14 protein-coding genes are annotated in these 13,099 nt (G+C 41.6%); 2 read left to right on the top strand and 12 right to left on the bottom strand.

What is annotated here, in order from left to right; genetic code table 11:
- Positions 1–75: 75 nt before the first annotated feature.
- From AR334_RS21915 to AR334_RS21870, 10 genes are all read right to left on the bottom strand, one after another.
- Complete coding sequence (locus AR334_RS21915; RefSeq protein ID WP_066317800.1) at positions 76–954, bottom strand: NAD(P)-dependent oxidoreductase; 879 nt, start codon at positions 952–954, stop codon at positions 76–78.
- A gap of 90 nt (positions 955–1,044) precedes the next feature.
- Positions 1,045–1,515, bottom strand: a complete 471-nt coding sequence (locus tag AR334_RS21910) for a hypothetical protein (protein WP_066317797.1) — start codon at positions 1,513–1,515, stop codon at positions 1,045–1,047.
- Positions 1,516–1,621: 106 nt separating this feature from the next.
- On the bottom strand, positions 1,622–3,334 hold the full coding sequence (gene ptsP, locus AR334_RS21905) for a phosphoenolpyruvate--protein phosphotransferase (protein ID WP_066317794.1): 1,713 nt from the start codon (positions 3,332–3,334) through the stop codon (positions 1,622–1,624).
- A gap of 2 nt (positions 3,335–3,336) precedes the next feature.
- Positions 3,337–3,600, bottom strand: a complete 264-nt coding sequence (locus AR334_RS21900) for a phosphocarrier protein HPr (RefSeq protein ID WP_066318609.1) — start codon at positions 3,598–3,600, stop codon at positions 3,337–3,339.
- Positions 3,601–3,695: 95 nt separating this feature from the next.
- Positions 3,696–5,357 (bottom strand): glycerol-3-phosphate dehydrogenase/oxidase, encoded by a 1,662-nt coding sequence (locus tag AR334_RS21895; RefSeq protein ID WP_066317784.1) that lies wholly within the window; start codon positions 5,355–5,357, stop codon positions 3,696–3,698.
- 36 nt (positions 5,358–5,393) lie between these two features.
- The gene (gene glpK, locus AR334_RS21890; RefSeq protein WP_066317782.1) at positions 5,394–6,884 is read right to left on the bottom strand and encodes a glycerol kinase GlpK; all 1,491 of its coding nucleotides are present in this window, start codon (positions 6,882–6,884) and stop codon (positions 5,394–5,396) included.
- 19 nt (positions 6,885–6,903) lie between these two features.
- On the bottom strand, positions 6,904–8,124 hold the full coding sequence (locus tag AR334_RS21885; protein WP_066317769.1) for a hypothetical protein: 1,221 nt from the start codon (positions 8,122–8,124) through the stop codon (positions 6,904–6,906).
- A complete protein-coding gene (locus AR334_RS21880) occupies positions 8,121–9,320 on the bottom strand; it encodes a DUF58 domain-containing protein (RefSeq protein WP_066317765.1) in 1,200 nt (399 codons plus the stop codon). Before AR334_RS21880 ends, AR334_RS21885 begins: the two co-directional genes overlap by 4 nt.
- Complete coding sequence (locus tag AR334_RS21875; protein ID WP_066317754.1) at positions 9,317–10,270, bottom strand: MoxR family ATPase; 954 nt, start codon at positions 10,268–10,270, stop codon at positions 9,317–9,319. The genes AR334_RS21880 and AR334_RS21875 overlap by 4 nt, the downstream gene beginning before the upstream one ends.
- A gap of 100 nt (positions 10,271–10,370) precedes the next feature.
- Positions 10,371–10,565, bottom strand: a complete 195-nt coding sequence (locus AR334_RS21870; protein WP_066317751.1) for a hypothetical protein — start codon at positions 10,563–10,565, stop codon at positions 10,371–10,373.
- A 230-nt stretch (positions 10,566–10,795) separates the two neighbouring features.
- On the opposite strand from AR334_RS21870, the gene AR334_RS21865 reads away from it, so the two are divergent.
- A complete protein-coding gene (locus AR334_RS21865; RefSeq protein WP_066318606.1) occupies positions 10,796–10,981 on the top strand; it encodes a DUF2187 family protein in 186 nt (61 codons plus the stop codon).
- 46 nt (positions 10,982–11,027) lie between these two features.
- On the opposite strand, the gene AR334_RS30430 is transcribed toward AR334_RS21865, so the two are convergent.
- A complete protein-coding gene (locus tag AR334_RS30430; protein WP_253701338.1) occupies positions 11,028–11,144 on the bottom strand; it encodes a DUF6254 family protein in 117 nt (38 codons plus the stop codon).
- Between the two features lie 118 nt (positions 11,145–11,262).
- Here AR334_RS30430 and AR334_RS21860 point away from each other — a divergent pair, with 118 nt between their 5' ends.
- On the top strand, positions 11,263–11,874 hold the full coding sequence (locus tag AR334_RS21860) for a CPBP family intramembrane glutamic endopeptidase (RefSeq protein WP_066317750.1): 612 nt from the start codon (positions 11,263–11,265) through the stop codon (positions 11,872–11,874).
- A 34-nt stretch (positions 11,875–11,908) separates the two neighbouring features.
- Here the strand turns inward: AR334_RS21860 and AR334_RS21855 are convergent, their stop codons facing one another.
- Positions 11,909–12,961, bottom strand: a complete 1,053-nt coding sequence (locus AR334_RS21855) for a hypothetical protein (RefSeq protein ID WP_066317740.1) — start codon at positions 12,959–12,961, stop codon at positions 11,909–11,911.
- Positions 12,962–13,099: the final 138 nt, after the last annotated feature.

Here is a 13,099-nt window from a genome sequence, read left to right as displayed (position 1 = left end):
CTCCTATTTAAGTTTCCCTGATAGTTTCAAGTAGATAAGAGGAATATATGCCTGCCAGTTTGTGGCGGAATGGACTCAGCTTTTCCAATATTTATAAAGCGCCTGGGTTCCGTTATTTTCTTCACCCTGTTGGGCCAATTTCTCATAGAGGGATTTCGCCAAGGCCAGCCCCGGCACTTCCATACCCATTTGCTCTGCTTCGTCCAAGGCAATTTTCATGTCTTTTATAAAATGCTTTATGTAAAATCCGGGTTCAAAATTACCTTGGAGCATTCTTGGAGCCAAATTGCTCAAAGACCAGCTGCCTGCCGCACCAGTTGTAATACTTTTTAAAACAGTTTCAGGATTTAATCCGGCCTTTTCAGCATAAATGATGGCCTCGCACACGCCGATCATATTGGAGGCAATCGCAATTTGATTGCACATTTTTGTATGCTGCCCGGCACCTGCATTGCCTTGGTAGACAATATTTGTTCCCAGATGCTTCAGGAGCGGAAGAACGGCATCAAATGCATCGCGGTCACCGCCGGCCATGATGGACAGTTTCGCTTCTCTGGCCCCGATATCTCCGCCGGAAACGGGCGCATCAAGTACATGGATTCCTTTTTCCTTGGCCAGTCGATAAATTTTTTCTGCGAGAGATGGCGAAGAAGTTGTCATATCAATAAAATAGCTGCCCGATTTTCCATTTTGAATTAACCCTTTTCCCCCAAGGTATACTTCCTCTACATCAGCGGGGTAACCAACCATCGTAAAGACGACGTTTGCCTTCCCTGCAAGTTCCCTTGGCGTTTCGGCCCATTCTGCTCCCTGCTCTAAAAGTTCAGCAGCCTTTTCTTTTGTTCTTGAATAAACAACTACAGGATAGCCAGCCTTCAATAAATGCCCGGCCATACTTTTTCCCATTACACCGGTACCAATAAAACCGATTACTGTTGAATCTGAAGTTCGCAATTTCATGACCTCCTTTAATGTCCTATTAACATTTTAGCACTGTATTTTACGATTTTGTAAAAAAAAGCCTGGACCATGACTGGCCCAGGTTTAAAGTTCGGAAGAGAAGTTGGTTAAGTAAGCACGCCCAAATACCTCTTTATTATTAAATACTTCTATGGAGACTGCATTTTTTTGTTCGATCATTTTTTCAATTTCATGAATATGTAAATCCTCCAGTAACGGAATTGGGTCCATAAAAATAATTTTCTCTTTTGTCCCTTTTACATCAAGATATTCTCCGTTTAATACTTGCTCCTCTCCATAGACAATTTCCCGTTTGCCAATAGCCGATGCCAGACGTTCATCATGGATGGTGACCTTCACTTTGTATAAATCGCGGCTATCAAGATTTTCATTGTTAATCCGAAACCGAAATTGAATTTCATTATTTTTCGTTAATAGGGCATCAGCATATCGGTTGGCAATTAATTCGTTAGAAAATAGTGTGCCGCATCCGGACATAATCATGGCCAATCCCAGCAACAAGCCTAAACATATTTGATATTTCTTCCGCAACATAACCACTCCTTTACATTTCCACCATTGCCAAAAAAGGGGAGCGGTAAACGTAAAAGGGGACTAAAAAAGAACCGGCCCAAAAAGCCGGTTCTTTTACTAGCAAAATTTATTTAATGGCAGCATTGATCGCTTGTACAGCCTGATCGGTTGTTTGCATATTCAATACTTCCTGAGCAAGCTTTTCCATATCTGCTTTTTTCAAGCCCTTAATTAAGGAACGGGCCTTCAAAATGGAGCTTGCACTCATTGAAAATTCGTCTAGACCAAGGCCAAGCAGCACAGGTATAGCTGTTTCATCGCCAGCCATTTCGCCGCACATTCCAGCCCATTTGCCCTCGGCATGCGCCGCATCAATGACCATTTTGACCAAGCGCAGGATGGATGGGCTGTATGGTTGATACAGGTAGGAAACACGCTGGTTCATCCTATCTGCAGCCATCGTATATTGAATCAAATCATTTGTTCCTATACTAAAGAAATCCACTTCTTTGGCAAATTGGTCAGCAAGGATAGCTGTAGACGGAATTTCCACCATGATACCCAATTCAATTTGTTCTGCAACCTTTTGGCCTTCAGAAATAAGCTTTTGCTTTTCCTCTTCCAAAATCGCCTTTGCCTCTCTGAATTCGTCCAAAGTAGCAATCATCGGAAACATAATTTTTAAATTTCCGTAGCTGCTAGCACGAAGCAGGGCACGAAGCTGCGTCCTGAAGAGATCCTGCTCTTCCAAACATAAGCGAATGGCACGGAAGCCAAGGAATGGGTTCATTTCTTTTGGCAAATCCAAGTACGGAAGTTCCTTATCTCCGCCGATATCCAATGTCCGAACGACTACTGGTTTCCCTGACATGCCTTCGAGTACAGCTTTGTAGGCTTCAAACTGTTCTTCTTCTGTTGGCAGCTGGTCTCTGCCCATGTATAGAAATTCTGTGCGGTATAGGCCGACACCTTCTCCGCCATTTTCGATAACACCCTTTAAGTCATTTGGTGTTCCAATATTGGCCGCAAGTTCAACATGTACACCATCGGCAGAAACAGTAGGCTCATTCACTAGCTTGGCCCACTCTGCCTTTTGCATTTCATATTGTTCATGAACTTTGCGATATTGATCAACTATTTCAGGAGTTGGATTAATATGTACCTCACCTTTGAGTCCATCCACAATGATTAAATCACCATTGTTAATTTCTTCTGTCGCAGATTTTGTTCCGACGACTGCAGGAATTTCCAGGGAACGGGCCATAATTGCGGAATGGGAGGTACGTCCACCTATATTTGTCGTAAAACCTTTTACAAATTGTCGGTTTAACTGTGCTGTATCCGATGGTGTCAAATCCTCAGCAACAATAATTACTTCTTCGTTGATCATGCTTGGATTTGGCAGTTGGACACCGAGTAAATGGGATAAGACACGCTTTGTGACGTCACGAATGTCCGCCGCACGCTCTCTCATGTATTCGTTATCCATTTGTTCAAACATCATAACAAACATATCAGCAGTCTCTTTAAGGGCAGCCTCCGCATTCACATTTTCCGACTTAATTTTGTCTTCAATCGGATTGTTTAGCTCGGGGTCGCTTAACACAAGTAAATGGGCCTCAAAGATCGCAGCCTTATCTGCTCCCAATTCGACCGCAGCACGGTCGCGGATCACTTCTAATTCTGATTTTGCCTTTTCCATTGCACTGCGGAACCGATCGACTTCAGCAGCCGAATCTCCCACTTTTATTTGTTCAAACGATAAATCCGGCTCGACAAGACGGTATGCTTTTGCGATTGCAATACCATTTGATGCTGCAATACCCTGTAAAAAAGCCATAATTATGCCAAACCTTCTTTTTTCATTAGTTCTTCGAGACCCGTTAATGCTTCTTCAGCATCCCCGCCCTCTGCAGTAATCTTAATGTCAGCTCCTTTACCAATACCGAGCGACATTACACCCATAATAGATTTTAAATTGACCGTTTTCCCTTTATATTCCAAATTAATATCAGAATCAAATCTGCTCGCTGTTTGAACTAATAATGTTGCAGGTCTTGCGTGAATCCCTGTATCTGCAATAACTGTAAATTGCTTTTCTGCCATCATCTTCATACTCCTTTGTTGAGAAATAAAAAATTGTTATACAAAACGTAGAATAGCATTTTCTTTAGTTCTAATCAAATGTTTTGTGCTTTTATTCACAAATTCTTCTCATCAATTCTCGCACACATTAAAGATGCTTCAACCGATTCGATATATTTCAGCTTATCTTGTTCAGGCCAATTAAACCTGTTAGCCATGTATCGAATGACATGGTCTTTCCATTTGTAAACAGTTTGGATATCGAACAAAATTGTTCCAGTACGCCTATTTAAGAAATCGATTGGGGTGGCAACCATTTCATATTCTATGGAGTAGACCAGTTTTGCAAATATGTCCAATGGCAATTTGCATGTTGCTGCATCCTCCATATTTGCCTTTAATAGTTCAAGCACAACGCCTATATTTGAGCCATACATTTTAGCAAGCTTTTCAGCTTCCTCATTTGTTAATCCAAGTTTCGTTCCTTTACCGATCTCGTTTGCAATAAACGATATAAAGTTCGGTGCCCCGCCAATATTTCCACCTGAAATCGGCATAGTTTTTGTCTGACATGGCAGAAAATTTCTTTTCTCTTCCAAATGTAACTTTTTGGCTAAAAGATTAACCACTGTTTCGGCCATTTTTCGATAGCCGGTTAATTTTCCTCCGGCAATCGTGATCATTCCTGAATTCGACTCCCAAATTTCATCCTTACGGGAGATTTCGGAAGGATTTTTGCCTTCCTCATATATAAGCGGACGGACACCGGCCCAGCTGGATTCAATATCTTTTTTCGTAATGTTTACATTCGGGAACATATAGTTGATTGCATTGAGCAAATAAGTACAATCTTCTTTGGTGATCTTAGGATTTACCGGATCGTCATTGAAAAAGGTATCGGTTGTTCCGACATACGCTTTTCCGTCTCTTGGTATAGCGAAAATCATGCGTCCATCAGAGGTGTCAAAGTAAATCGCCTGTTTTAACGGGAAGCGGGATTGATCGATAACCAAATGGACCCCCTTGGATAGTTGCAATGTTTTTCCTTTCTTTGATTGGTCCATTTCTCGAATATCATCGACCCATGGGCCGGCCGCATTGACGACTATTTTACCGCGAATCTCGTATTTTTCACCTGACAGTTGATCCTCAGCCGACACCCCGACCACTTTGCCGTTTTCATAAACAAGCTTCATAACCTTTGTATAATTGCAGGCAACAGCTCCGCTATCAACTGAGGCTTTCATAACCTCAATTGTCAGCCTTGCGTCATCGGTACGGTATTCGACATAATAGCCCCCGCCCTGTAAATCATCCTTTTTGACAAGAGGTTCTTTAGCCAATGTTTGTTCCGCTGATAACATCTTGCGGCGTTCTGATTTTTTTACTCCTGCTAGGAAATCATAAATCCATAAACCAATTGAGGTGCTAAATTTGCCAAAGGTTCCGTTTTTATAGATTGGCAGCAGCATCCATTCCGGCGTGGTAACGTGGGGGCCATTCTCATAAACTATTGCCCTTTCTTTTCCGACTTCGGCAACCATTTTCACTTCAAATTGTTTTAAGTAGCGCAGCCCCCCGTGAACGAGTTTGGTGGACCTGCTGGACGTTCCTGCCGCAAAGTCCTGCATTTCGACCAAAGCAACCGCCATCCCTCTGGTCACGGCATCCAAGGCAATTCCGGCACCCGTAATCCCACCGCCTATAACCAAAACATCAAACTTTTCATTTTTTAATTTATTGACTATTTTATTACGGTCCAAGTTTGAAAATCTCATCTTTTGGTCACTCCCCTCCCTCGCCTTTAACGGATATTATTTAAAAGCCATCGCCGCCCAGACCGCCTTTTTCCAGCCATCGTATAATGCTGTACGGCTTTCATCCGTCATTACCGGACTAAATTGGCGGTCGATGACCCATTGTTTTGAGATTTCCTCCTGACTACTCCAAAACCCGACTGCCAATCCAGCAAGATAAGCTGCTCCGAGTGCCGTCGTCTCATTGACCATTGGCCTTTCAACCGGTACATTTAAAATATTGCTTTGGAATTCCATCAAGAAATCATTTTTTACTGCACCGCCGTCAACCCGGAGTGTCTTTAACTGAATTCCGGAATCTGCCTCCATTGCCGATAGGACATCTTTTGTTTGATAAGCAAGAGATTCGAGTGTTGCACGGACAAAGTGTTCCTTCGTTGTCCCTCTTGTCAGCCCAAACACGGCACCACGGACATCGCTATCCCAATATGGCGTTCCCAGTCCGACAAAGGCAGGAACAACATACACGCCATCTGTTGACTCCACTTTTTTTGCCAAGTCCTCGCTATGTTTGGCATCCTTTAACATTCTAAGGCCGTCTCGGAGCCATTGGATTGCCGACCCGGCAACAAAGATACTGCCCTCTAGAGCATATTCAACTTTGCCATTATAGCCCCAGGCAATCGTTGTTAATAACCCATGCTGAGAACGGACAGCTTTTTCCCCTGTATTCATCAACATAAAACAGCCAGTGCCGTATGTGTTTTTTGCCATCCCTGTGTCAAAACAAGCCTGGCCGAATAGGGCAGCCTGCTGGTCACCAGCAATTCCTGCTATTGGCACCTCTTTGCCAAAGAAATGATAATCTGCCGTCTTGGCATATATTTGTGATGATGGCTGGACCTCCGGCAGCATCGATTTTGGCACATTCAATATTCTCAATAAGTCATCATCCCACTTAAGATTAAAGATATTAAACATCAAAGTTCGTGAGGCATTGGAATAATCAGTTACATGAACCCGCCCGCCGGACAACTTCCAAATTAGCCAAGTATCAACGGTACCGAATAATAGTTTGCCGCTTTCCGCCTTTTCCCGCGCTCCCTCCACATTGTCCAAAATCCATTTGACCTTTGTCCCGGAAAAATAGGCATCGATTAACAAGCCTGTTTTCTGGCGAAAGGTATCATCGTAGCCCTTGGCTTTCAACTCATCGCAAATTTCACTCGTCTGTCTTGATTGCCAAACAATCGCATTATAGACGGGTTCACCAGTTTCTTTATCCCAAACAATGGTGGTTTCCCGCTGGTTAGTAATCCCAATCCCGGCAATTTGGCCCGGCTTGATGGCGGATTCAGATAACACGCCGGCAATAACTGATAGGATCGACCCCCAAATTTCATTGGGGTTATGCTCAACCCAACCGGGTTTTGGGAAAATTTGCGTAAACTCCTTCTGGGCGGTATGGACAATTTCGCCTTTTTTATTAAAAATAATTGCCCGGGAGCTCGTTGTTCCTTGATCCAAAGATAAGATAAATTGTTCCATTAGAAATCCCCCATTTCAATCAGGTATCAGTCTTGAACTTGTTTTTTCTATATTTTTTTCGTTCTTTTAACTGCATTTTAACTGTTTCTGTTTCTGATTTAACCAGATTAATGTCCTTGCTTGACACGATTTCTCCACCATAGCGAACGCTATAGTAGATTTGCAGGGAATCATCCGATAAGGGCAGCCGTTCCCTGTGCACCCATTCCTCCAGCGTTTCATTGGGAAGCCGCCCCATTTTTAATTTCTCGGCATACTGTTCCAATTGAAAGATTTCTCTCCTGATGAAATCCTCTGGTGGTTTTCCACGTTTTTTAAGGAACCAGGTTGGGTTCTGGGCACTGACACCGTCCGTTATTTCCACAGCATGCAAGGAATCAAATGTTACGCTTTGCAGCTTTGCTTTCCGTTTAATCAAATAAAAAATAAATGCTACCACCGCCAATAAGACAAAAAAATACATGATATTCTCCACGAAACTATACGAATGAGGCTGAAACTCATTTCCCCCTTGCAGTGGCTCCGCCGGTTCGTATTTAATATTATGATTCTTATTCCCTCTTAAGCTAAGCAAATATTCGATGAACCTGAAAATTGGCATTGCAAAACCGGTAATAACTTTGGCGAGCAATTGAAAGAATCCAAAAAATAAAAACTGAATGTATTTTAAGGTGAATGCGAGAATAATCCCTATTCCTGAAAGGGATAACAAAATTTTCAGGAAAAATACCGAGAATTTTGTTTTGTCAGTCCCGAGCGAATTCCATTTAACAAAATAGCTGCCGGAAAGGGTGAGGATCACCAGCAGGATCAGCATGAGAATCATTTGATTTTGATAGATATACCCTGCCATTGAGGAATAAACCATAGCAATAATGCCTATTGAAAAAGACCAAAATAATAACAGGGAGTGAGACCCTCCGGGGTAATTTTCACTTAGTAAGATTCCCCGCCAAAATATATATAACCCTACTACTACTGTCAAAGAAACAGTCAAACCTGCCTTATATCCGGCAAATATCAGTAAGGGGAGAACAATGGCCAGATAAATCCATTTCCCTTTGTTAAAAAGCCTTCCAAGCATCCACGAGAACAGAATAATTCCAGTCAATCCCAAAAGGGTAAGAGGTAAGATGGGTGGGAATTTGTTTTTACCAATATAAAATAAAAAAAGCAAAAGATAACCGGCCATTAGTTCCAAAACAAAATGATAAGCAATCGTAATGACACGCTTCGTCATAGAAGCTTCCTGCTTTCGTTTTGGACTTCCAATTTGGTTAATACCCCATTTTCCTCTTCAAGTTTCAGTTCAAACAGCCTCACGCCTTTTTGAGATTGAATGAATAGGAGCTGATCATTACCTTCCTGCGTTCTAATCCCTGCATGAATAAAAAAGGGCTGGCTTTCAAGATGCCTGCTATAAAAGGACAACATCTGATGATAGGGTATGCTGGTGTTTAGCCGATTAATGGAAGCCAAGGTTTCAAGTACCTTCTGCAAATGCTCCCCGCCGTCACCTTTTGGCAAATACAGAAATGGGGTATTCCCGGCCGAGCGCACATTAATGCACATCGCATAGGAAAGCTGTTTATGAAAGGCATAATAAGCAAATTCGGTAATACTGCTGATCAAGCCTTCAAGATTCCCGTTGATAGAATGACCATCAGAGATGTTCAGCGCAACCGTCCAGCCTGTTTCAGAAATTTTCTCATACTGTTTCGTTTGCAGCGATTGTTTTCGGGCGCTGGCTTTCCAATGGATTGCATTAAAGCTGTCAGTTGCGACATAATCCCTTGTTCCCAGCGGGCCGAGTCGGTTTTCATAAACCGAATAGGGAACGATATTCGCCCCTTGAAGCTTGGATAACTGTTCCGCTAACCCTTTCACAGGAATCGGCTGAGGATAGATAATCGCTTGAAGGGTTAGGGGTAATTTGGATTCCAGTGCAGTCTCACCAAACCCTAAGAAGCTTGGGATTTGAAATTCAAGCCTGCGAATTTTAGCAATTCCCCTTGTGTTTGCCGTAAAAGGAATACTAATTTGCTTTGTTTGCCCGGTAAAGATCGAAATTGGAATAGAAATTTCATGTAGCCCACGACTGGAAGAGGAGTCCTCGCTTTCCGGTGCTACAAAGTAATCAAAAAAAACTCGAAGTTCCGCTTTTAAAATCGGATATCCGTCATTACGGATTATAAACGACCATTTGCCCTTTTCATCAATAAAGAATCTGGCTTTGTCATGACTATAATCCACGTACAGCCGTTCTCCCGCTTTTTTTAAATAAAGCTGGTTAGCTACTGCAAGGGCTAGAAACAGAACTCCGAGAAACAGCACCAATTTTGATTGCATATAAAGGCTGATTAACATCATAACAATCGCCAGCACACTAATTCCCTGCAATTTTCTGTCTTCTACTTCATATTTGTTCCAGATCATCCATTCGCCCCCGCTTCGACAGGAACTGGAACAGCAGCAAGGATATCCTCAATAATGCTTTCGGGAGTTTTCGTTAATGTCCCTTCAATTGAAAGTAAGAGTCGATGCCCGAGAACGTATGGAGCTGCTGATTTCACATCGTCCGGGATAACATATGTACGTCCGTTCAAGTAAGCCTTCCCTTGTGAGGCTCTCATCAATGCTAAAGTCCCCCTTGGGCTGACACCCAACTCGACACTGGGGTGTTCGCGGGTTTTTCTTACAATGGCCAAGATATAATCCTCAATGTCTCCAGTAATACTCATGTTGTTTACGGAAAACTTTAATTGTTGTATGTCTTCGCTCGTAAATACTTGGGTTAAAGATTTTAATGGCTGGGCCCCACGATGGATTTGCATAATCCTTTTTTCATCCTCATATCCCGGATAACCGACTTTTATTTTTATAAAAAACCGGTCCATTTGGGCAACAGGCAGAGGAAAGGTTCCTTGCTGGGATTCAACAGGATTTTGTGTAGCAATGACCATGAATGGTTCTTTTAATGGCACCGTGATTCCATCAATCGTTACCTGGCGTTCCTCCATCACCTCAAGCAAACTCGACTGTGTCCGCGGTGTAGCCCGGTTTATTTCATCCGCCAAGACAATATTAGCCATTATGGGTCCCGGGCGCAGTTCGAATTCCTGCACCTTTGGATTAAAAAATTGAATTCCTGTGACATCGCTGGGAAGAACATCAGGAGTAAATTGAATTCTTGAGAAATCCCCTCCTATTGCCGAGGCAAAGCTCTTGGCCAGCATGGTTTTCCCGGTTCCCGGCACACTTTCAAGCAAAATATGTCCATTAAACAATAAGGCGATTGCCATCATTTCCACTTCTAATTCCTTTCCGACAATCACCTTATCAATCTCCTGTTTTAACTTTTCTATATTGTCAGTTATCGTCACCATATTTCCCCCATTCTCTTTTTCTTACAGTTCTTTTCTATTTTAGCAAAAATTTAAATTTTTCAAAATTAAAAAAAGGAAACCCATTTCCAGGTTTCCCGTGTTAACTTCTTGGTTCCGATAAATACTGGTATAATACATTTCCGTCGCGCTGGGCAATGCCGCGAAAATGTTTAAAATCTTGCCTTTTTACTAGAACTTGACGAAATTCCATAAAATTTTCCTTTGATACATAAAATTCCGAAAGCTCCCCCGTCATCAATTTGTTTAAAATTTCGGTTATATGCTCTTGATTCATATATTGACCCACCTTTACTTATCTTTTATTTAACGCAATGATCCTTTTAAAAGTCAATAGTTTTCGCAAAACTTGAAGGCGTTTCCATTCTTTTATTTTATAGTATTAATATAATGATAGTAAGTTAACAAAATTGTCAAATAAAAATCTTTACGAATTAGAAAAAGTAGTGCAAACTGTTACTTAAATAGTTTTTTATAGTATACTAGCTAAAGGAGAGAGGCTAATTGTTGAAAAGAGCAGAAGTAGGAAATGTCATTGAATTCCGCGGTGGACTGCAAGGGATCGTTGAAAAGGTAAATGAGAATTCAGTTATCGTTGACCTAACTTATATGGATAATTATCGTGATTTGGAATTAGATCAACGAACAGTCGTCAATCATAAAAACTATAAGGTGATTAGAGAAAGCGTTTAAATAGAGTGAAAGAAAAGGCAGACCTTCCCGCTGCCTTTTCTTTCATTTATCCCTGGTCCGCTTCTTTTGCTAACTGTTTAAGCGATTTAACTTTTCCATGGGGATTTTGATCTTGTTTGCGTACGGTCCATTGCCGTTCCTTTTGACTTTTCGAACTGCTCACACTCTTCACTCCTTTCCCGTTTATTTTTTTCAAATATAGATATTCTTATGTTGGAATTGGATAAAATGAAAATTGTATTCTTTTCCTTTTTAGCTATTCATTTTTAAGGAGTTATCTCATGAAAAACCTGAACATTGATATTCGCCTTTTATTAGGATTGGCATGTGCCCATGCCTTGATCTATTTTTCCTTTCATGATAAGGCAATATTTTGGTATATCTTTACGGGTTCGATCCTTGCATTAATTGCCTTTTCGAAATTCCAGGGGGATGTAGACGACGAGGCATCCTTTAGTCAATATATACTGGTCGGAGTGATCTCCGGACTCCTGATATATTTTATTTTTTGGCTAGGAATTAAAGGCTTTGAACTTCTCAATATTCCGTTTCAAAAGGATCTTAACCGGTTGTATAAATGGTTTGCGCCGCATTTATTTTGGCAGTATATCGCCCTTATCCTGGTCGCTGCTCCAGGAGAGGAACTATTCTGGCGCGGTTTTATTCAAAAAAGATTAATGAACTATTTCAAACCCGCCATTAGTATTGCATTGGCGTCCATACTTTATGCGACTGTACATATCTACTCCGGTTCTTGGCTATTGATGTTAGCAGCTTTACTGTCAGGAATTGCGTGGGGCATGCTTTATTACTGGAAAAAAAGCATGCCGATGGCAATTGTCTCCCATATTATTTTTGACATAATGATTTTTATGATTGCCCCGTTTAGGTAATAAAAAATGCAGCTGCTCTGATTAGAACAGCTGCTTATTTTATATTCCCACCTGGTGTAAAGGGCTTCATCCATAACAAAATAAAAAAGCTCATGCAAATGTAACCGAATAAAGGATATAGATAAGAAAGCAAAGTGCTGTAGTTCACCAAACTGATCATATACGAAACGGCAAAAATAATGGTAACCGTAACAACGGTTGGGAGCGGCCAGAATTGCTGCAACTGTCTGTCCAATCCGAAGACGTTGCCAATGACAGAGGTGAAGATCTCCCCATAAATGACAAGGACAAAAACCCAATAGAAAAACGGAGCCAGGTTTTTCATAATAATCGCCATTGGAATTTCATATAATTCAAGGTTTGGCAGCATAATTAAGGTGAAATGACTCGCAAGCAGGATAACAGTCAAGGCAAGCCCCCCAAGAATCCCACCCCATTTAATCGTCCAATCATCGTTAACCTCGGTCGCAATCGGGACCAAAACAGCCTGTGCAAGCCCCAGATTCAATGCCGCATAGGAAAACGGAGCCACGACACTCTTCCAACCATCCGACGCATGTGGTATATACAAAAATTGCTCCAAAAAGTTCGGCATTTTTAACGATAACATCATCAAGATTAAACTAAAAACGATCATTACCGGCACCACGAATGTATTAACCGCAAAAAGCCCTTTTGTTCCCACGAACATGACTATGTAGGAAAGGAAAATTGTCAGGAATACCCCAATATATTTCGGCAACCCAAGCTGTTCCTCAAACACGGCTCCTGCCCCTGCAAGCATCACGGCACTGACCCCCAGCAACATAAACAACATAAAAAAATTTATGACGTTTCCCGCCCATCTTCCAAATAGATATTCATTAAATTCCTGATAGGATTTTGCCTTTATCTGTGCGGCCATTCTCATTAACTTAGAACCGATCATGACAAATAGATAGCCGCTCATTAATATGCTAATGAAGCCGAAGAAACCAAATCGCGAAAAAAATTCGACGATTTCTTTTCCCGTAGCAAACCCTGCCCCAACAACGGTACCCACATAAACCGCTGCAATTTGAAAGGCTTGACTCCAGCTTTTTTTCACATCATCTCCCCCTTACCTTCAATATATGACTAAAGGGACAAACAATGACGAGCATTTTCCTCTATAGGAAAGTATTTCTATAGGCAGATCACTTGAAAGTCAAAAAAGGTCAGAGTATACTATGGGCATAAGGTCAAA

Origin of the sequence: Bacillus sp. FJAT-29814 (assembly GCF_001510715.1) — a bacterium.
Taxonomy (GTDB): Bacteria; Bacillota; Bacilli; order Bacillales; family Cytobacillaceae; genus Neobacillus.
This window is presented reverse-complemented; position numbering and strand designations above follow the sequence as displayed.